General features: G+C 50.1%; 17 protein-coding genes. 16 read left to right on the top strand and 1 reads right to left on the bottom strand.

What is annotated here, in order from left to right:
* Positions 1-3: 3 nt before the first annotated feature.
* The 14 genes from D5E69_RS20075 (at position 4) to D5E69_RS20010 (ending at position 17,298) form a co-directional block, all read left to right on the top strand.
* Positions 4-1,317: a glycoside hydrolase family 125 protein gene (locus tag D5E69_RS20075; protein ID WP_159130121.1), complete on the top strand. Its 1,314-nt coding sequence runs from the start codon at positions 4-6 to the stop codon at positions 1,315-1,317.
* A 12-nt stretch (positions 1,318-1,329) separates the two neighbouring features.
* Complete coding sequence (locus D5E69_RS20070; RefSeq protein ID WP_159130120.1) at positions 1,330-4,416, top strand: alpha-mannosidase; 3,087 nt, start codon at positions 1,330-1,332, stop codon at positions 4,414-4,416.
* A gap of 63 nt (positions 4,417-4,479) precedes the next feature.
* Positions 4,480-6,231, top strand: a complete 1,752-nt coding sequence (locus D5E69_RS20065) for a sensor histidine kinase (protein WP_159130119.1) — start codon at positions 4,480-4,482, stop codon at positions 6,229-6,231.
* Positions 6,232-7,692 carry a response regulator transcription factor gene (locus tag D5E69_RS20060; RefSeq protein ID WP_048012439.1) on the top strand — a complete coding sequence of 487 codons (1,461 nt, stop codon included), beginning with the start codon at positions 6,232-6,234 and terminating at the stop codon, positions 7,690-7,692.
* Positions 7,693-8,010: 318 nt separating this feature from the next.
* Positions 8,011-8,949 (top strand): ABC transporter permease, encoded by a 939-nt coding sequence (locus tag D5E69_RS20055; protein ID WP_048006490.1) that lies wholly within the window; start codon positions 8,011-8,013, stop codon positions 8,947-8,949.
* A 131-nt stretch (positions 8,950-9,080) separates the two neighbouring features.
* Positions 9,081-9,935 (top strand): carbohydrate ABC transporter permease, encoded by an 855-nt coding sequence (locus D5E69_RS20050; protein WP_082139787.1) that lies wholly within the window; start codon positions 9,081-9,083, stop codon positions 9,933-9,935.
* Between the two features lie 48 nt (positions 9,936-9,983).
* Positions 9,984-11,435: an ABC transporter substrate-binding protein gene (locus D5E69_RS20045; RefSeq protein ID WP_048006492.1), complete on the top strand. Its 1,452-nt coding sequence runs from the start codon at positions 9,984-9,986 to the stop codon at positions 11,433-11,435.
* A 124-nt stretch (positions 11,436-11,559) separates the two neighbouring features.
* Positions 11,560-11,832, top strand: a complete 273-nt coding sequence (locus D5E69_RS20040) for a hypothetical protein (protein ID WP_053072174.1) — start codon at positions 11,560-11,562, stop codon at positions 11,830-11,832.
* Between the two features lie 110 nt (positions 11,833-11,942).
* The gene (nikA, locus tag D5E69_RS20035) at positions 11,943-13,478 is read left to right on the top strand and encodes a nickel ABC transporter substrate-binding protein (protein WP_197082213.1); all 1,536 of its coding nucleotides are present in this window, start codon (positions 11,943-11,945) and stop codon (positions 13,476-13,478) included.
* Positions 13,475-14,416 carry a nickel ABC transporter permease gene (gene nikB, locus D5E69_RS20030; protein ID WP_048012437.1) on the top strand — a complete coding sequence of 314 codons (942 nt, stop codon included), beginning with the start codon at positions 13,475-13,477 and terminating at the stop codon, positions 14,414-14,416. Before nikA ends, nikB begins: the two co-directional genes overlap by 4 nt.
* A 10-nt stretch (positions 14,417-14,426) precedes the next feature.
* Entirely contained in the window at positions 14,427-15,236 is an 810-nt protein-coding gene (gene nikC / locus D5E69_RS20025; RefSeq protein ID WP_249931625.1) for a nickel transporter permease, read from the top strand.
* Positions 15,236-16,030, top strand: coding sequence for an ATP-binding cassette domain-containing protein (locus D5E69_RS20020; RefSeq protein ID WP_048012435.1), 795 nt, complete (start codon positions 15,236-15,238; stop codon positions 16,028-16,030). Before nikC ends, D5E69_RS20020 begins: the two co-directional genes overlap by 1 nt.
* Complete coding sequence (locus D5E69_RS20015) at positions 16,027-16,785, top strand: ABC transporter ATP-binding protein (RefSeq protein ID WP_048012434.1); 759 nt, start codon at positions 16,027-16,029, stop codon at positions 16,783-16,785. Before D5E69_RS20020 ends, D5E69_RS20015 begins: the two co-directional genes overlap by 4 nt.
* Before the next feature lie 72 nt (positions 16,786-16,857).
* Positions 16,858-17,298, top strand: coding sequence for a hypothetical protein (locus D5E69_RS20010; RefSeq protein WP_159130117.1), 441 nt, complete (start codon positions 16,858-16,860; stop codon positions 17,296-17,298).
* A 48-nt stretch (positions 17,299-17,346) separates the two neighbouring features.
* Here the strand turns inward: D5E69_RS20010 and D5E69_RS20005 are convergent, their stop codons facing one another.
* The gene (locus D5E69_RS20005) at positions 17,347-17,883 is read right to left on the bottom strand and encodes a hypothetical protein (protein ID WP_159130116.1); all 537 of its coding nucleotides are present in this window, start codon (positions 17,881-17,883) and stop codon (positions 17,347-17,349) included.
* Positions 17,884-18,073: 190 nt separating this feature from the next.
* Between D5E69_RS20005 and D5E69_RS20000 the strand changes: the two genes are divergently transcribed.
* Positions 18,074-20,047, top strand: a complete 1,974-nt coding sequence (locus D5E69_RS20000; RefSeq protein WP_159130115.1) for an acyltransferase family protein — start codon at positions 18,074-18,076, stop codon at positions 20,045-20,047.
* Positions 20,048-20,413: 366 nt separating this feature from the next.
* Positions 20,414-21,841, top strand: a complete 1,428-nt coding sequence (gene nhaC / locus D5E69_RS19995) for a Na+/H+ antiporter NhaC (protein ID WP_159130114.1) — start codon at positions 20,414-20,416, stop codon at positions 21,839-21,841.
* Positions 21,842-21,859: the final 18 nt, after the last annotated feature.

The raw sequence follows: 21,859 nt of genomic DNA, 5'->3' as shown, positions 1-21,859 counted from the left end.
ACGATGACAGAACAAGTGATACCAGCCTCATTTCAACACATACTGGAGAAGGTAAAGAAAGCCTACGAGCACGATCCCGAAGTGTATACTTTATTCGAAAAATGCTTTTTGAATACGTACCAGACCACCTTGAAGAAGGATGAAGAGGGAACCTTTGTCATTACAGGTGATATCCCGGCCATGTGGCTCCGTGACTCATCTGCACAGGTTCGTCCTTACTTGATCCTGGCCAAAGAGGACAGGGAAATCGCCTCCATGCTGAAGGAAGTCATCCAGCGACAATGGAAGTACATCCTCATGGACCCTTATGCCAATGCGTTCAACAGGACAGCGGACAATAAAGGGCATCAACAGGATCACACCGACATGACACCATGGATCTGGGAGCGTAAGTACGAGGTGGATTCCCTCTGCTATCCGATTCAGCTCACTTATCTATACTGGAAGGCGACGGGAGACGAGACGGTTCTGAATGAGACGCTTAAGGAAGTCCTTGCTGTGATCCATGATCTATGGAGGGTGGAGCAGGACCATGAAGAAAACTCCCCTTACCGGTTCCAACGTGATGACTGCCGCGTATCCGATACGCTGTTGCGCGACGGAAAGGGCGGCTATTCCGTACCGACAGGCATGACGTGGTCCGGATTCCGTCCGAGTGACGATGCCTGCCTATACGGGTATCTTGTGCCTGCCAATATGTTCGCAGCCGTTGTCCTCGGCTATGCAAAGGAAATGCTCGTTACGATGGGAGAATCTGATCTGGGTGAAAAGATGGCGGCACTCGGTCGTGAAATACGCGATGGCATCGAAGCACATGCCGTAGTGGACCATCCGGAATTCGGGAAGATCTACTCGTTCGAAACAGATGGTGCAGGACGATACAACCTGATGGACGACGCGAACGTACCTAGCCTCATGGCAATTCCATATATGGGGTATGCAGACGCAGAAGATGAGACGTACGTGAATACCCGAAACTTCATCCTCAGCCGTCACAACCCTTACTATTACGAAGGCAAAAAGGCTTCCGGAATCGGCAGCCCGCATACCCCGGATCACTACATTTGGCATATCGGCCTGGCGGTTCAGGGGATGACAGCCATCACCAGGAAAGAACGGGACGCAATCGTGGATATGTTCAAGAACACCCACGGGGGAACAGGTTTCATGCATGAAGGATTTGATGCCGATCGTCCGGAAGAATTCACACGCGATTGGTTCGCATGGGCGAACTCGATGTTCAGTGAATTCATCCTGAGTGAGTTGGGCATCCATGTTCCGGAAAGCCCGCTTGCCCAATCACACCACACTTCATAACGGAGGGTCCGTATGTTTTACTCAATCCAAAAAATCGAAAATAGACTGAACGAACTGGATCGACTTCGTTACCGTGATTGCAGGGGGCTCGGCCCATTTAGCGTCCACGAACCGAAGCAGGGAGAAGAGAATCTCCTTCCAACCCATTTCGAGGGAGAAATGAATGTACACGATACGTGGTCCGGGCGGGACCGGTATTTGTGGCTCCACACTACTCTGCATGTACCCGAGGATGAGCGGAGAGCAGTGCTTTATCTCGACCTCGGGCGAACCGGCGGGGGAAACAACTCCGGGTTCGAGTCACTCCTTTACCTGAACGGACGACCGTTTCAGGGGGTAGATTCCAATCATCGTGAAGTGATCCTCCCTGAAGGAGGCCGATTCGATGTGACGATTCAGCTATGGTCGGGTCTTGAAGGCGGTGGGAACCCGTCGGAGCAATACTACCGGTTGAAAGAAGCGTGGTGGGGCTTCCTTGATGGTGAGGTCGACGAATTCTATTTCAAATCCAAAGCCATTTTGGAAACGGCCAAGGAGCTGGACGAACATGATGGTGTGCGCTCCAACTTGATTGCCCTCCTGAACAGGGTATTTTACGAAATTGACTGGACCGATCGGGGAGAGTCTTTTTATGAAAGCGTGAGGAAGGCAGCAGCTGTCCTGGAAGCGGAAAAGAACAAGTGGCAGAAGCACTCCGAAGTGACGGTTCATGCGATTGGTCATTCCCATATCGACCTTGCCTGGTTGTGGCGCACCAAACATACAAAGGAGAAGGCGAAAAGGACATTCTCAACCGTTCTCCGCCTCATGGAGCTGTACCCGGATTACACCTACATTCAGAGTCAACCGCAGCTGTATGCATGGGTGAAGGAGGAAGAGCCTGAGCTTTACACAGCCATCCAAAAAAAAGTCGAAGAGGGTCAATGGGAAGTGGAAGGCTCCATGTGGGTGGAAGCCGACTGCAACATCCCGTCGGGCGAATCCTTCGTCCGGCAGCTCCTCTATGGAAAGGCCTTTTTCCAGAAGGAATTCGATCGACGAAATCGCACGCTATGGCTTCCGGATGTCTTCGGCTACAGCTGGTCGCTCCCGCAGATTCTGCGAAAATCAGGGATTGATACCTTCATGACCACCAAGATCAGCTGGAATCAGTATAACCGCATGCCTCATGATACGTTCAGGTGGCGGGGGATCGACGGTTCCGAGATCCTGACCCACTTCATCACGACCCCGGAACCGGGCAGGCCTGCAGACTCCTGGTTCTATACGTACAACGGGCTCGTCACTGGAGAGACGGTGAAGGGCATCTGGGAAAAATACCGGGATAAGGATGTGAACCGGAATCTGCTCCTTGCTTACGGCTATGGGGACGGTGGGGGCGGAGTGAACCGCGAGATGATCGAGATGAAGCGGAAGCTGTCTGATGTGCCGGGCATGCCTCATGTTCAATCCACGCGTGCCTCGGATTTCTTTGATGAGCTTCACGAGACCGTGGATGGAACCGATCAGTATGTACACACATGGGACGGAGAGCTGTACCTCGAGTACCATCGTGGAACATACACATCCCAAGCCAGGATGAAAGAACAGAATCGGCAGCTTGAACTGTCCTACAGGGAAGCGGAGTTCCTTGCTGCCTGGCATGCTTTGCTAAACGGGTGGGAGCGGTATGCCGGGGAAGCCTTGGAAGAAGGGTGGAAGAAAATCCTCCTCAATCAGTTCCATGACATCATCCCGGGTTCCTCCATCAACGAAGTGTATGAGGACGCCCATCTTGAGTATGATGAGGCGAGAATCATCCAAAAGGGTGTTGTATCCGACTTGGAATCACAGATTATCAGCAAAAAGCAGAACTGGTCATTCATGCATCCCCATCAATACACAGCACCGGTCCTGATGACAGTCCCGGGTGAGCACGACTCCTATGAACACGAGGGGAAACCGGTACGGACCCAACCCTTGTCAGGAGGGGGCACGCTTGTACTGGTGCCGGATGTGAAGGCATTTGCATATGGCACGCTGACCGCAACGGGAGCAAGTCCTTCAGAGGAATCTCCTTTGAGCGAAATTGATCTTACCCATCGATCATGGGAAACGCCATTCTATCGATTATCCTGGAATGAACAAGGTCAATTCACAAGCATATTCGATAAAGCGGAAGGGCGCGAAATGATCGAGCCGGGACGTGCAGGGAATGTCCTGAAACTCTATGAAGATAAGCCGATGGCCCATGATGCCTGGGATCTTGATCTGTATTATATGGAAAAATCCAAGTCTATTGATTTACTGAAGGACTGTACTATACTTGATAATGGGCCCCTGCAGACGACCATCGAGTTCAGGTGGGAAGCCCCGCAGGTGAAGATCATTCAGCGGATCCATTGTTATGCCCATTCCAAACGGATCGATTTTGAAACGGATGTGGATTGGGAAGCCCGTCAACAGCTCCTCAAGGTGGAATTCCCCGTAGCGATACGGTCGACGGAAGCCATCTATGATATCCAGTTCGGGAACGTCAAACGACCGACCCACTGGAATACGTCCTGGGATGTGGCACGCTTCGAATCCGTCGCTCACAAGTGGGCGGCCCTTTCAGAACCATTCTATGGCGTCAGCCTCATGAACGACAGCAAATACGGCTATTCGATCAAAGACAATGTCATGGCCCTCTCCCTTCTCAAAGGTCCGGTTTATCCGGATCCGAAGGCCGATATCGGTCACCATCATTTTGTCTACTCCCTGTATCCATTTGCGGGACAAACGGCCAAGCATGATGTAGAAAGGGAAGCCACCTACCTGAATGCCCCCATCAGGGTTATGAAGGGAACGGCCTCTGAGGAGTTTACAAATTCCCTCCTCTCCATCAGCGGAACGGGCGTCATCGTCGATACAGTCAAGAAGGCGGAAGAGCGGGGTACGCTCATTGTGCGCCTTCATGAAATGGAAGGAGCCACCACGTCCTGCAGGATCAACATGGACGTGAGGAAATGGCGGGAAGTGAACCTCATGGAAGATGAGTATCTTTCGGAATACACTTCAGGTCCAATCGACCTCACCTTCCACCCATATGAAATAAAAACAATCGAACTGGAAAAGTGATTTCAGGGTGAACAGGAGCTCACAGCTCCTGTTCCCTTTTTACCTTGATGAGGAAGTGATGAAATGAAAGCGTTACAGCCGATTAGACGTATCAGCAAAAGGATGTTTTACCGGGTCTTTCTTACATACTCCCTCATCATTTTTCTGACGATGACCGTCTTATTTGTCTTTCTGACAGACTATTATTCTGATTTTATCGTTCAAAGGGAAATTGACCGCCAGGAAACGATCATCAACGAGATCAAATCGGAGCTGCAGGGCAAGCATCAGTTCGTAAGACAGGGCATCCAGCAACTGTATCAGGAGCAGCCCCTCATCGAGGATCTGGCATTTGCCCTGCAGCATGACTATCAAGACTATATCGGCTACCGGCTCGATAAGTTTTCCAACAGTGATTCATTCGTCCCATACAACTTTGATATCTTCGTGAAGAACTATTTTTCCAGAGACCCTGAATCGATCGCCCTGCGGATCCGGAATGAAAGTCTGGGGACAGAATATATGTATCTATTCGACCATAGCCGATGGAAACAGGGGAATCATTATAAAGAAGGAGCTTCTCCCATTACCGATGAACCATCAGAGCCTAAGGATATGTTTGTCGTGGAGGAGCAGATCAATGATCCTGTCTCCATGGACCGTCTTGGGAAAGCGATGGTGTACTTCGGGTACGACTCCATTGACGGTCTCCTCACCCTTACGGATATGCCTGCGAAAAGTGCGTTTATCATCACGAATGAGGAGGGGGATATTCTGTACAGCTATGGAAAAGCCCCCACATCCCTCATTGACGGTCTTTCCTACAGTGCCGTGCAAAAGAAGGTGGATGATCATGGCCGGTATTATATCCAGTCATCCATAGAGCCGGTGAGCGGGCACATGGTGACGGCCATTGTACCTGAGAAAGAGATCGCTCAGCTGTTCACGTATAAAACGACGATCTTTTTCCTTTTGATCCTGCTTACGACCATAGCCATCATCCTTCCTTACTTTGCACTCAGGGGGTACTCCAAGCGGTTGGATGAAATCATGAACAAGATGAAGGAAGTCCAGGAAGGGAACATCGATGCACGTATCGAGACGACCCATGTAGACGATGATCTCACTGACATCTCGCACACCATCAATAAGACATTGGACGATCTGAATGATTACATCGATAAAGTGTATCGTTCCAAGCTGAAGCAGACAGAAGCGGAACTCGCCAACCTTCAGTCACAGATCAACCCACACTTCCTTTACAATACCTTGGAAGCGATCCGCATGAAGTCGCTATCTGAAGGAGGGAGGACGTCTGCAAAAATGATCGTACAGCTTGCCCACCTGTTCCGCTACTCCTTGAAGTCCGCAGACCTGGTGCCTGTAGAGGATGAAATCAATCATGCCCATCAATACATCGAGCTGTTCAAGGTCCGCTTCCCTGATCAGCTGACGACTGAACTGTATGTGGAAGAGGAGCTGAAGTCCCTTTATCTACCACCTTTCATCTTGCAGCCCTTCATCGAAAACTTTTTGATTCATGGGTTCAGGAGGGATAGGCAGGATAATCACTTGAGTGTCTCGATCCATAAAATGGGCGATACGGCCAGAATCATTATTGAAGATAATGGTACCGGGATTGAGCAGGATCGACTTCACAGCATCATGGAAAGGTTAAAGGAGGAAGTGGGATCCACCAGCTCCATCGGTGTGGGGAATGTCCATCGCCGGATCCGACTGAAATATGGAGAAGGATACGGGGTGGAGATAAAAAGCATAGCGGGTGTAAAGACGACCGTACAGATCACTCTACCATTCATGAAAGAGGTGCAATAAATGATCCGGGTGATGATTGTAGACGACGAACCATTGATCTTGGATGGACTGACCTATCTATTGGATTGGGAGTCCCTTGGATTTGAAGTGGTGGCCAAAGCGAGAAACGGCAGAGAAGCTCTGGAATTATCCAGGACGATTGCATTCGACGTTCTGATCACCGACATAAAAATGCCGGAAATGACGGGGCTCGAGCTCATTGAAGCACTGAAGGAAGAACAGGAGGAAGTGAAAGCCATTGTCCTTTCTGGATTCCAGGAGTTTGATTTAATTAAAAAGGGGCTCGTCCTGGGAATCGAAAACTATTTATTGAAGCCGGTGAATGAGGATGAACTGGTCTCCTCCCTTCTTCATATAAAAGATAAACTCGATCAGCAGGATCTTGGAGAGGAATCGATTCTCATCCTGCGGGATCACTCCATCTGGAGGTACATGATGGGGAAGATGCCCCTCCGTGAATTTCAGGAAAGGCTGGCGCTCTATCCTGAATTGACTCTCCCGGTCCCCTTTCATCTCGGGCTTCTCAAAGTCGAGGACAGTGACAGTGTAAAGGTTCAGAAACAGATTGAAACCGGGCCATCCATCTGCGTCACCACTCCACAAGGGGACTTGATGATCTTATGGGACCCTGCACATGTTGAAGCTGAGCTAGAGCGAATAACCCCGATTGTAGACGAAAGGAAAGGGATCCTGGTGACAAGCGGAAGAGTGGAAGAGATCGGTGAAACCCCAAGAGTGATGAAGGAGCTGGAGCGTGCGAGTGAATTAAAGATGATCCTTCCCGATCAGGAGCAACACCTTGCAGAGGATATGATTCTCTCTCCTTCCATCAAGACAATCGATGTCCGGAACTACTTGAAGCCGGAGATGCTCGAGGGGCTGGCAAACGAGGAGTATGGACGCGTACGCGAGGAACTCGGCAACGTCTTCATTCAGCTCTCCTCTGACCCCTTCCTATTGAAAAGTGTGTTCCTTGATACCTTCTTCCAGATGAAGGGGCGCTTCCTCTTATCTTTGGAATACGGTCAGTATGTCCAGATCATCCATGAGATCCTCCATATAGAAGGAGAGGAGGATGCGATGAGGCTTCTTGACACGTGTATGAAATGGATGGAAAGAGAAGGTCAAGGTGAAGAAAAGAGAAGTCCGATCATCCAGACGGTCCTGACGTATATCCATCAACATTATTCGGAGGATATGTCCCTCAAAACGTTGGGCCATCGCTTCCACATCAATCCTATCTACCTTGGACAGCTCTTCCAGAAGGAAGCCGGGGACTCTTTCACCAAGTACTTGAATAAACTTCGCATTGACCGGGCCAAGAAACTCCTATTAAACTCTCATGAGAAAGCTGGCCAAATCGGTAAACGTGTAGGCTATACCGACGCCACCTACTTCTATAAGCAGTTTAAAAAATACGAAAACGCCACTCCTTCAGAATGGAGGAAGCAGCGAGTTTGATCCCTTTTATTAAAGGGATTTTTTTATAGGGGAATCGGGGGATGATGATTGGTTAGAATTCTTCCACTGTAAAGCACTCAGCTATCTCCTGCGTTTTGATTCAGGAAAGTAGATTGGAAGCTTTAAAACCGCTGAAGATAAACGGTTTAACAGATGCACTCATTACAAAAAAACCTCCAAATCCAAAAGCCGTATCCACCATTCCTTTGACTGAAAAAAACAACTATTTACTTTGACCAGTAAATCTAAGATATCTCAACTATTTCAAATGAAAGGGTTTTCATATAATGAGAGTATAGCACCGAGGGGAGGAGAAACATGAACAGAGTCAAACAATTTTTCAAAGATCTATACGACAACCGGATCTGGCTTTTAATGATCCTGCCAGGCCTCATCTGGCTGATCGTCATGAAGTACATTCCCATGTTCGGTCAAGTGATCGCCTTCAAAAACTTCCGGTTTCACCCGGACGGATTCTTTGCCAGCGTCTTTACGAGTGAATGGGTCGGATTCGAAAACTTCAAATTTTTGTTCAGCACGAATGACGCATTCGTCATCACACGGAACACCCTGCTTTATAACATTCTTTTCATCGTCGTCGGCCTAATCCTATCCGTAGCAGTAGCCATCATTCTTAGTGAAATTACCAAGCAGAAGCTGGCGAAAATCTATCAGACGGGCATGCTTTTCCCGCATTTCCTTTCCTGGGTGGTCGTAAGCTATTTCGTCTTCGCCTTCCTGAGCGTCGATAGGGGATTGTTCAACAGCGTACTCGGTTACTTCAACATCGAGCCCGTCTCCTGGTATAACGAGCCCAAATACTGGCCGTATTTCATCACCTTCATCAGCCAGTGGAAAGGGGTCGGATTCAGTTCGATCGTGTATTTGGCAGCCATTGTAGGTATTGACCGGACGCATTATGAAGCCGCCATGATCGATGGCGCGAACAAGTGGCAGCAAATCCGCCATGTGACGATCCCGATGATCATGCCGCTTATCGTCATCCTGACCATCTTGAACATCGGAAGCATCTTCAGCGCAGACTTTGGATTATTCTATCAGATTCCGCGTGATTCCGGACCGCTTTACTCCGTTACGAATGTCATTGATACATATGTCTATCGTGGACTCATGACCATGGGGGATATCGGGATGAGCACAGCGGCAGGTCTTTATCAGGCTACTGTCGGATTCGTCCTCATTTTGATCACCAACTACATTGTCAGGAAGATCGACGAAGACAATGCCCTCTTCTAATCTGAACGAAAGGAGTGTGTCAGGTGGAAACGACGACCAAGACCACGGAGGTCGGACTTAAGGGGAAGCCGGCCGTCAAGAAGCCCAAATCGTATAACCCCTATGGATTCACAGGTAAGACAAGCGTCCTCATGCATGTGCTGCTCGGTAGCTTTGCTTTCATGTGCATCTTCCCATTCCTGTACGTCATCATTATCTCAATCAGCAACGAGCAATCCCTTGCGGAGAATGGCTATCAGCTCATTCCGGAGCAGTGGAGCCTGGATGCATATAAGTATCTGTGGGATATGAAGGCCCAAGTGTTACAGGCCTATGGTGTCACCATCTTTGTGACTGTAGTGGGAACCTTCCTCAGCGTGACGGTCATCTCCATGTATGCCTACGCTATCTCGCGCAAGCAATTCAAGTTCCGTAAACAGTTTACATTCATTGCCTTCTTCACCATGCTGTTCAGCGGGGGGATGGTCCCGTTCTACATCGTCATGACTCAGTTCCTTGATCTGAAGAATACGATGTGGGCCCTCATCCTTCCGATGGCCGTGAATGCATTCTACATTATCATCATGAGGACATTCTTCCTTCGTTCAGTGCCGGAGGCCATTCTCGAATCAGCCAGAATTGACGGTGCAGGAGAGATGAGGATCTTCCTCACGATCGTACTGCCGTTATCCATACCGGGTATTGCTACCATCGCCCTTTTCAGTACGCTCGCGTATTGGAATGACTGGTTCAATGCTCTGCTATTCATTGATGATCCCAACAAGATCCCGCTTCAGTCCCTATTGATGCGGATCGAGAATAACATGGACTTCATTAAGCAGAATGCCATGCTTTCCAACCAGAACAGTGCCATTTTGAAGTCGATACCGCAGGATTCTGCAAGGATGGCCATGGTCGTCATTGCGACCCTGCCGATCGCCTTGTCTTATCCATTCTTCCAGAAATATTTCATTAAAGGATTGACCATCGGCGGTGTGAAAGACTGATCACCTCTGTATGTTTTTGAAACAAAACTATGAATTGGGGGATGAAACATGAAGAAAATCGGAATTCTGTCGCTCGTCTTGCTTCTGCTCACTGGTGTCCTTGCTGCATGTAGCGGAGGGGGAAGTGAAAAATCATCGGGAGACTCGACTGATGAAGAAGTGAAACTTACATGGTATATGATCGGTACGCCTCAAAAGGATACAAAAGACGTCATGAAGGAAGTCAACAAGTATACAAAGGAAAAAATCAACGCCACCATCGATATGAAAATGCTCGATTGGGGCGAATACAATGATCGCATGCAGGTCATCACGACCTCTGGGGAAAATTATGATATCGCCTTCACAAGCTCATGGGCGAATAACTATGCCCTCAATGCAAGAAAAGGCGCCTTCCTTGGCCTGAACGATCTTATGGACAAGTATGGGAAGGACATGAAGAAGCTCATCGACCCGGCCTTCCTGGAAGGGGCTCAGATCGATGGAGAACTCTATGCGGTCCCGGCTAACAAAGAGGTAGGTCAGCAGGCTGTACTTTCCTTTAACAACGAACTCGTTAAAAAGCATAATCTTGATATCTCGAATGTGAATTCCATTGCAGATCTCGAGCCTCTTTTAAAAGTCATCAAAGAGAAAGAGAAGAATGTCACACCAATCGCAACATTCGATGCCTATCTTCCATTCGATTCCATTCTTCAAGAAGAGCTTCCGTTTGCTTTCCGCTTAGATGGGGATACAGATGAAGTCGTGAACAAATATGAAGAAGAGATCACCATGGAAACATTAAAAACCATGCATGAGTACTATAAAAAAGGCTATATCCAAAAAGATGCTGCCACTAGCACGGATTCCTGGCCGCTTGAAACGCCGAACTGGTTCGTCCGCAAAGAAATCTATCAACCGTATGCTGAAGACGTATGGTCCCGCTCTGCCGGTTATGAGATTGTGACAAGGGAACTTCACGAACCGTATATCTTCAATAACTCTGTAACAGGATCCATGCAGGCGATCTCTGCCACATCGAAGAATCCTGAACGTTCCATGATGTTCCTGAATCTATTGAACTCCGATGAATACCTCCGGAACCTTCTTGATAAAGGGATTAAAGGAACCCACTACGAAGAAAACGAAGATGGTACAATCAAAGATCTTCCCGCACGTGTAGAAAACTACAACATGCCAAGCTTCGCCATCGGAAACCAGCTGATCCTGAAGCTGTACGAAGATGATCCGAAGGACAAATGGGAAAAATTCGAGGAGTTCAACAAGAACTCTACCCCGTCACCGGCTCTTGGATTCTATTTTGACTCCAATCCCGTACGTACAGAAATTGCAGCCATCTCCAACGTAACAAGCGAATTCTCACCAGCCCTTCTCAAAGGCGCGGTTGATCCGGAAGAATATCTCCCAGCTTTCAATAAAAAGCTGAAAGAAGCCGGAATGGAAAAAGTACTCGATGAAATCCAGAAACAGTACGATGAGTGGAAGAAGAAACAATAAGTGAAGCACGGGACGGTTCCGATGCGTCAAAAAATGACGCACAGGAACCGTCCCTTTGTGTCATTCTGAAAAACCAACGAATAATCCAAAAGTCATCCTCATAAAGTGAACTGGGGGTGATGGAATGGAAACAGAAAAAGCAGTAGTGGTGGAGGATCCGCATCATAACGGTATGGCCGTGACGTCGCTGGTGTTGGGAATCGTGGGATTTGTGATCGGTATTATCCCAATCATCGGCTGGTTCTTTATGCCTGCGTGGATCTTGGCGATTATATTCGGTGCGGTGGGCATCAGGCAGAATCAATCAAAGGGGATGAGCTACACCGGCTTGATTCTTGGTATCGTGACGTTTGTGTATAAATTCGGCTTCTGGTTGCTTGTGGCTGCAGGGGCTTAAAGGGAGAGAGACTTCTATTCTAGGAGTCTTTTTTATTTTCTTGTTGATAAATCGTAATGGTTACGATATATTTAAATCGAAATCATTACGTATTAAGGAGAACCGATGTTATGCGCACATTTCAATCTATGATACTGGTTGGTTTACTGGCAGGAGCCCTCATGTTGACGGGCTGTCAGGGTGCCACTGCGACAAAGGGAGAAGAAACAGAAGGGAAGCATCTATCCTTCCTCTATAATTTTGCCACGAATTCATTGGACCCCCATGTGGATTCCAGCTATGTCCCTTTGAGGGCAGGTATTACGGAAACACTGATGAAATTGGATGAAGAGAAGCTCACGGTCACGCCATGGCTGGCCGAAAGTTTTGAAGGGGAGGACGGTCAGAACTGGACGATACATATTCGTGAAGGTGTGACATTCCATAATGGGAAAGAGCTTGATGCCGATGCCGTCAAGGATTCGTTGGCGCGAGCGGTGAAAGAGAGCATAGCGGTGAAGAATGCCCTGAAGATCAAAGAAATGAAAGCGGATGGTCAGATTTTGAAGATCCAAACGACGGAGCCATTCCCTGAATTCATCTCGGAGCTTGTGAACCCGAACACGGCGATCATCGATGTGTCAGAGGATGATATCATCAATCGTCCTGTGGGAACGGGACCGTTCGAGCTGTCTTCTTTTTCCCCAGGAAGCAAGCTTGAAGTCGAGAGATATAAGGACTATTGGGACGGAGCGGCAAAGTTGGATGCTGTAACGTTTGCCTTCAATGAAGATGCCTCCGCACGGACCCTTGCCCTCAAATCGGGTCAGGTGGATGTCGTCTATCGTCCTGAAGTGGAAAGTCTTGATTCCCTCAAAGCGGAAAAGGGGATGATCGTGGATTCCACTTCGACCTTCCGTGTTCATCAGATGACGATGAATATGCAGCGGGAGGAAATGAAGGATGTAAACGTCCGCCGCGGGATTGATGCGCTGATCGACCGTAAGGAAATCGTCGATACGATCCTGCTTGGACATGGGGAGCCTGCCATCGGACCATTCCTGCCTTCACTGCCGTTTGCTCCTTCGTATGAAGAGGATGGCCAAGAGGATGCGGTGGCTTACTTGAAAAAAGCGGGCTATACCATCAAAGATGGAGTGATGCAGAAGGATGGGAAGCCCCTCAGCTTGACGCTACTTACCTACTCTGCCCGTGCAGACCTTCCGTTGATTGCCCAGGTGTTCCAATCTGATGCCAAGAAGATCGGGATCGCGGTGAAGATCCGTCAGATCGATGTGCCGGAAGACTATATGGGGGGCAATCGTGATTGGGATCTGGCCACTTACAGTAATCTGACGGCCCCCAGGGGAGATGCAGGGTATTACCTGAATGCGACGTATCATCCCAAAGGGGCGCTGAACTTCAGCGGAGCAGAAGAGCCTGAGCTTACCTCGATCATCGATGAACTGAATCGTACTGTGGATCAAGAGAAGCGGGCAGAGCTGTCGGAAGCGGCTGCAGATTATGTGCATGATCATATGATCAACTCCTTTATCCTCCACCCATCCACCATCGTGGCGTACAACGGTGATCGTGTGAAGAATTGGGTGACGACCAAGAGTGAGTACTATATGATCACCAATGAACTGGATGTGAAGGAACCATGATCCGCATCATAGGGAGGAAGTTCGCTGAAACGGGCTTGTTCCTTCTCTTCCTCACGTTTGCAAGTTTTGCTTTTGTCAGGTTGGCACCGGGAGACCCCGTGTTGACCATCCTTAATGTCGACGAGGTGTCTGTCAGTCAGGAACAGGTGGAGTCCCTCCGTGAGGAAATGGGCTTCGATAAGCCGCTGCTTGTGCAATACGGGCAGTGGCTCCTCCGTTTTGTCCAGCTCGATGCAGGAACTTCATATGTAACAGGACAGCCAGTGATGAGCATGATCAAAGCAGGGCTCCCCGCCACGATTGAGCTGACGGCTGGGGGACTCTTTGTGATGATCTTCATCTCCTTGCCTTTAGGGTCTCTTTCCGCCCTGTACCAAGGGAGCTGGATCGATTCCCTGAGTCGATTCCTCTCTGTGATCGGTGCTGCGGTACCGAGCTTTTGGCTTGGATTGATCTTCATCGATGCTTTTGCAGTGCGTCTCCAATGGTTCCCTACGATGGGGAGGGAGGGGCTGTCCACGTTGATCCTTCCTGCTTTGACGCTTGGTGTCGCCATATCGAGCGTGTACGTCAGGCTCCTCCGATCCAATCTATCGGACGCCCTCAGCCAGGAATTCATCCGTTCCGGGAGGGCGAGGGGAATCGGAGAAACCCGGCTGTTCTTTGCCCATGCCCTGCGGTATAGCCTTCCTCCTGTGATCACGGTCTTCGGGGTGAGTCTTGGGAGCTTGATCGGAGGCGTCGTCGTCATCGAAGTCCTTTTCGCTTATCCGGGGATCGGCAAGATGGTAGTGGATGCGATTCGGCAGAGGGACTATCCCCTCATCCAGGGCTATATCATGGTCATGGCGTTATTTGTATTCGTCGTCAATACAGCGGTCGATCTCTCCTACCGGCTTCTGAGACCGGAGTGGAGACGTGCAGGGGGAGGGGTTTGATATGAAAGGGATGCATAAGCGGGGTCTGTTGATTCTTTTGGCCATCGTTTTCTTCGGGTCCTTGTCTGTCTACACCTTCCTCATCCTCGGCCATGCCCCGGATGACGCGGATCTGGCTCGACGCTTGAAGGGGATGAGCATGGATCATCTGCTTGGTACGGATCATCTTGGCCGGGATGTATTATCGAGAATCCTGTCGGGAGGGGTGACGACAGTGGGCTTCAGCCTGCTCGCCCTTGGAGCGGCCCTGTTGATCGGGATTCCGGTGGGGATCTATGCGGGATATAAAGGAGGACTTGTCGACCGGATCTTCATGCGGATAGCTGATGGCTTCCTGTCGTTTCCTGATACCATCGTGGCCATCGTATTGGCGGGGATGATGGGTCCAGGCATCGTGAACCTCGTCCTTTCGATCATGCTGGTGAAATGGGTGAATTACGCCCGGTTGGTCAGGAGTACGGTACTCACAGAGTCAGGAAAAGACTATGTCCTGATGGCGAAGGTCAATGGGCTGACTCAAGGCGCCATCATGAGGAGGTATCTCCTCCCCCATCTCGTAGGGAATGTCGTGGTCCTTGCCAGTCTGGACCTGGGGAAGATCATCCTGCTCCTATCTGCCTTCTCCTACATCGGACTGGGTGCCCAGCCGCCGGCGCCGGAGTGGGGGGCGATGCTCAATGAAGCAAGGCCATATTTCCAAACGATGCCGCAGCTCATGCTCGCGCCTGGCATGGCCATCGTCATCACGGTATTTGTGACGAATCTGTTGGGTGATCATGTAAGGGATCTGTACGATGTGAAAAGGGAGGTGGATAGCTGATGCTTACGATGGAACGGGTCTCGATAACCAGTAGAGGTAAGAAGATCGTGGATGATGTCTCCCTCCTGGTCAAGCAAGGGGAGTGGCTCGCTCTTGTCGGAGAGAGCGGAAGTGGGAAGAGCCTGTTATCCCAGGCAATCGGGCGCATGCTCCCCCGGGGAATGGAGGTGTCGGGGAGGCTGATGCTGGGTGACTGTGATCTCGGCTCACTTTCAAAGAGTGAAATGAGGTCGATGCTCGGCAGGGATATTGCTTATATTTCACAGGATTATCATGGCTCGTTCACCCCCTTCCTGACGATAGGGGAACATTTTAAGGAGTACGGTAAAGCTCACGGGGTGAGCCGCGAAGAGTGTAAGAGAAAGATGGGAGAAGCTCTGGAGTCAGTGGGGCTGGCTTCAGGCATGGAATCCAGATACCCCTCAGAACTGAGTGGTGGACAGCTGCAGCGGATCGCGATTGCCCTCGCCCTCTTCCTTTCCCCCTGCCTGGTCATTGCGGATGAAATCACGACTGCTCTCGACAGCGTGACGGGTCATCGGGTCTTGCAGCTCCTCGCCTCGAGGCAAAAGGAGACAGGATGTGGCATCCTCTTCATCACACATGATTGGCGTACCGTCCGGCGATACGCCGACCGGATTGCCGTCATGAAAGAAGGGGTCATCGTGGAGACAGGTGGAAAACATCGGATCCTCGATCATCCACACCATCACTATACAAAGCGCTTGATTGAATCGGCCCCGGTATTGGGACGCGGCCTTCGTTCTGGCGTGGAAGGGGGAGAAACGGTATGAATGCAATGTTGGTGAAAGGGGTCACTAAGCAGTTCCACGGGAGTCCGGTGTTGAATGATGTATCGTTTGAACTGGAAAAAGGGGAGTGTCTCGGCCTCATGGGTGAGAGTGGAAGCGGAAAGAGCACCCTCGCCCGCTGTATCATGGGAATGCAGCGGGTGGACAAGGGGGCGATCCACTTGATGGGGGAACGGATCGATCATTTATCTGATCGAAAGCTGAGACCTTTCAGGAAAAGACTGCAGCTTGTCCTCCAGAACCCTGCAGCAGCACTGAATCCGAAGAAGAAAATTGCCGATTCCCTCCTCGATCCCTACTTATTTCTTGGAAAGCATGTCCGACTCCAGCATTTTTCGGCCGTTTCTGAATCACTCCTTGTCAAAGAACTGCTGGATGCAGTCGAGCTGCCGGGAGAACTTGCCGCCCGTTATCCTCATGAACTGAGCGGGGGACAGCGGCAACGGGTCAATATCGCAAGGGCCATCAGCATCGAACCGGATGTCCTCGTCCTTGACGAGCCGACAGCTAGTCTCGATGTCGTATCTCAGGCCTCTATCCTCGATCTTCTGACTGATTTGAAAGAAGAGCTGGGTCTATCCTATCTTTTCATCTCTCATGACCTGGCCGCTCTTCATGAGATGAGCGATCGCATCATGGTCATGAAGGATGGAAGGCTGGTGGACGATTTTCACAGAGGGGACATCTTCTCTCCAAATCGGGATACCTACACAAAAGAGCTCATATCCATCTTTTGACGGAGTCTGGACAAATCCCATCCCATTAATTGGGTTTATTTGGTATAATGGTAAAAAAAGGAGGGGTTCCAATTGCTGTGGATTGGAGTGCTGAATGTATTACTTCTCATAGTCCTGATCTTCTTGCTCTCGAAGGGATGGGTGAAGTTTGAATCCTGGTTTTACAAAAAGCTGGACGGGAGGTGGGGGTATAAGGGCCAGTTCACCTTGATGTCGGGCCTGATCTTCTTCCTGCTTTTGAGTGTAGTGGTGGCGATTAACTACACGTATCACTTCCAGCTCCTCAACACGATGTTCATCTCCAGTTTCTTTTTGGTGCTTCCGGCGGTGGTAGCTCCGTTTCTTGCCAGGCCGGTACTGAATACGGAAACCGTTCAGCGGCGATACATATCGAGCTCCGCATCGGCAGACAGGAATGTCAAGGGCCTATCCCTTCCTGTCACACCTTTCATGGCTGCAACCTTCGGAATAGTTCTCGTGACGATCCTGATGACGGTTGCTGCATATTGGTGATTTTCGTTCCTCCCCCTGAAGAAGCTTCAGGGGATAGGGCTCTGTTTTTCAGATGAGTTCGAATTGAGCTCCTTTTGGATAGAGGGCTTCATACTCTTCGTTATCCTGGTTGGCGTATGCCAGCTTGACGCCCTCCATCAAGTCGTTTTCCTGAAGATCCTCGAGGATCGACTTGACGGCTCGCTCTACATGGACCACATAGGTGAAGATATTGGTTGTTCCGCTCCCGATGTCCCCTCCGTCACAGTGACCGTTCCCCGTCCATCCGAGGCACTCGTTCATCAATTCCTCCACGGCATGTCTCCGTTCGAGGGCTTCCTCGATCTGGTCTTCTTCATAGCTGTATTGGACCACCAGCTCATGCAGTTCTTCTTCGTCGAGGTATTCATAGCCTTCTGATTCTTTCTCCTCTGCGATTTCTTCCATCCATACTTCCGCATCTTCTCCAGTTGGTAGTACAAAACGCCGGGACTCACCCTGATCTCCCACGATACCGAAGTGCTCCAAGAGTTCCTGGTCTTCTTCCTCCTCCCAGATCTCCCAATAAAACGTATCCTCGTCGGTCTGCTTGATCATCTTAATCATCCCATCTCCTCCTTTGTTAAAGTTTACCACGGAGGGTGTGGAACGAGCAGTACAAAATAAAAGCGAGGATGCTTTGCAGATAAAACCGGTAGGGGAGAGAGATCCTTTACAAAGATCTAACACTCTCCATACCTTCTCTTTACACACATGATCTATGATCGAAGCAACATGACTTCAGGGAGTGGGGAAGATGGATTTACGAGTACCCGAGAAAAAGTTCCGCCCGGAATTAGAGGGGGTTCGGACGGTTGCCGCCTTGTTGGTGGCAGTCTATCACATATGGATTGGAGCGGTCTCCGGAGGGGTGGATGTATTTTTCATCGTCTCTGGATATCTGATCACCACCTCACTTGTGTCCAAGATGGAACGTGAGGGGAGGATCCAGTTTGCAGAGTATTGGCTCGGTCTGGCGCGGCGATTATTCCCGCTTGCTTTCACGGTCCTCCTGTTTGTGGTGGTGGGATCAATCCTGCTTGTTCCGGAAAGTCAGTGGAAACAGATCATTGGAGAGGTCGTCGCTTCAGGCACCTATACTCAGAACTGGTATCTCGCGACCAGTGCCGTGGACTATCTCGGACAGACGAATCAGGCAAGCCCGTTGCAGCACTTCTGGGCTCTCTCCATTCAGGGGCAGTTTTACCTCACATGGCCGTTTGTGATCCTGTTTTCCTTTTGGCTTGCCCGGAAAGTGTGGAAGAAGCCTCAAAGGAAAACGCTCCTCGGGGTCCTTCTTGTCTTGTTCACGCTATCCATGGCGTACTCGATCTACCGGACGGCCGTGGAACAGCCTTGGGCATACTTTGATACGTTCGCCAGGGCATGGGAGTTCAGCCTTGGTGGAATTCTCGCCCTTCTGCTTCCGTATCTGCGTTTCACGAAAGCCATGGGATTTGTTTTCGGTTGGATCGGTCTCTCCATCATCTGCTTGACGGGGATCCTGCTTCCGGTATCGACGGTATTCCCGGGATATGCAGCGCTTCTTCCCACAGGCGGTGTCATCATGATCATCATCGCAGCAGAGAATGGAAGCCGCTTCGGAGTGGAAAAGCTCCTGGGATCCAAACCGTTTCAGGCGTTCGGGTCGATTTCCTACGGTTTTTATCTATGGCATTGGCCACTGTTGATTTTTTATTATGCCAAAACGGGTGCCAATAATATGACCTTCATCCCGGGTCTCGCCATTATGATCTCTGCTGCCATCCTGGCATATATTTCGGTCAGGATGATGGAGAAGCCCGTCCGCAAGATGAGCGTCCGGACATCGAAGAAGAAACTCATCTTCACGCTGGCGCTCTTTCTCTTTACTGTAATGGGTTCTAATACGGCTTGGGGCTACTACGTTCATCAAAAAGGGGAAGAAACGTATGCCATCGCGGATTATCCGGGAGCGAGGGCGGTATCGGAAGGCATCGCTCCTGCAAAAGGGAAAGCCCCCGCTCCGTCACCTACGGTCGTGAAAGAAGATTTGCCCGCCTTTTACGACCAGGCTGACTGCTTCTCCAACATGGAGGATGACCGGGTGACGAGGTGTTCCATGGGGGAAACGAAGAATCCGGAACATACGATTGCCCTTGTAGGAGGCTCACACTCCGGCCATTGGTTCCCTGCACTGGAGGAGCTGGCAGATGAACTTCACCTCCAGATCGACATTTACAATAAAGATGCCTGCCGATTCTCCGCTGATGATTTTGACGGGGCATTGAACAGCTCCTGCATGGACTGGAACAGATCGGTGGTGAAGATGATCAAAAAAGATCCACCGGACCTTGTGTTCACGACGGCGAATGTCGGCAGTGGGGATACGGTCCCTCAGGGCTATCTGGATCAGTGGAAAAAGCTTGAGGGGGTGACGGACATCTTTGCCGTACGTGATAACCCTGCCATGGAAGGTGACCCGGTCGCCTGTGTGGAGAAGAATGGAATAGAGGGATGCAGTGCCCAACGCTCTGACGTCCTTTCCCCTAAAGCCCCATGGGAGAGTCTCGAAGAAAAACCTTCCAATGTAACGTTCGCTGATCTTTCAGATTCTTTCTGTCAGGATGGATCTTGCCCTCCTGTGGTCGGGAATGTGTATGTATACCGCGATTATCACCATATCTCGACTTTGTTCTCCAGAACGCTTGCCGGACCGTTGGAGGAACCGCTGAGAGAGGCATTGAATTGAGATTTGAGATGTGCCAGGCCTTTTTTGAACCTATAGGGTACGATGGATAGGATGATGAGGTGTCAGGATGGGTCCTGATCATTGTACCTGTTTTTACCTTCGCTCATTGAGGTCCTTGGCGTGGAGTTAATGTAAATGAATAAAGGAAATGGAAACGTTCTGAGGGTGCTCGGAACGTTTTTTTTATGTTCAGAATCATGCAGTACAACATAAATGGGTGTTCAATCATCCCATTCATCCCGTTTCGACTCCGTTTGAAGTGTGTGTATTGTATCCGTTTTTCTTGATAATTCAGATAAATCAGTAAAAAGTGAAGTTGGCACGGTTCTTGCTTGTGAAAAGAATAAAGAAGAGGGGGAATGAAAGATGACGAAGAAACCAGGTTTGTTACTTGCACTGCTGCCAATTGTCTCTATGCTCGTGCTTTTGGGTGTCGGATACGGGGTATTCCATTTGAAAGCAGAGCCATTGTTGATAACAGCCACCATCATTGCCGGCTTGATCGGCCTTGCTTTAGGGCTATCGTGGGAGGAGATGCAGGAGGGGATTGTGGAGAAAGTGGCTAAATCCATGCCGGCGATCCTCATTCTGATCACGGTCGGAATCCTGATCGGCACATGGATGATTTCAGGGACGATCCCGATGATGATCTACTACGGTATCCGTTTCATCAATCCTGATTACCTGATCATCACGGCCTTCCTGGTAACGGCCGTGGTCTCGACCTTTACCGGTACATCCTGGGGATCGGTAGGGACCATCGGAGTGGCGGTCATCGGGATTGCCATGGTGCAGGGAGTGTCCCTCCCGGTTACAGCAGGGGCCATTGTGGCAGGTGGATACTTCGGGGACAAGATCTCCCCACTTTCTGATACGACGAATCTCGCTCCTGCTGCCGCAGGGAGCAATCTGTATGATCATATCCGTCATATGCTGTACACGACCATCCCGGCTGCATTGGTGGGAATGGTGATCTATCTGTTCGTCGGTAAATCTGCCATGACAGAAGGTGCCGGAGACCCGGCCAAGCTGGAGGCTATGATGTCGGCCCTCACGTCCATGTTTGGGTGGAATATCCTTTTGGTCATTCCCGTCCTCATCGTCCTGCTTGGCTCGATCATGAAATACCCGACCATACCGATCATGCTTGGATCCTCGATTGTCGCCATCATCCTGGGGGTGGGGATTCAGGGAGCAAGCCTTGAAAACGCCCTGCTCTCATCCGTTTCAGGGTTCAATGTCGACATGCTTACGGGATCGGAAGGGATTTCACCCGAAGTGGCCAACCTCCTGAATCGAGGGGGCATGAGCTCCATGATGGGCACGACGCTGATTGCCTTCTGTGCCTTCTCGTTCGCCGGAATCCTGAGTAAAACAGGATCATTGGAGGTGGTTCTCGAGAAAATTAATCAAAAGGCGAAGTCCACTGGCAGTCTCATCCTCGCTACCGTCCTCTCGTGTATCACGATGGCGGTGACAACCGGGAGCTCCTATCTGTCCATCCTCATTCCTGGTGAGCTGTTCCGTAAAGTCTATGCGGAGAGGGGACTGGATGCCAAGAACCTATCCCGTACATTGGAGGATTCCGGAACGGTCATTGTTCCAATCGTCCCGTGGTCACTGGCAGGCGTCTACATGTCCAGTACGCTCGGCGTACCCGTTCTCGACTATCTTCCTTGGGCAGTGATGTGTTACATGGGCTTTGTGTTCGCCATCATCTATGGATATACGGGGTTTGGAATTGCAAAGACCGAGCCTGTGACATTGGAAGACCCTAAGAAATCAGCGATCTAAAGTTCAACGACAGAAAGG

The organism is Rossellomorea marisflavi (assembly GCF_009806575.1).
Taxonomy (GTDB): Bacteria; Bacillota; Bacilli; order Bacillales; family Bacillaceae_B; genus Rossellomorea; species Rossellomorea marisflavi_A.
Note: the sequence above shows the minus strand (reverse complement) of the source record. Positions and strands in the feature narration are given on the sequence as shown.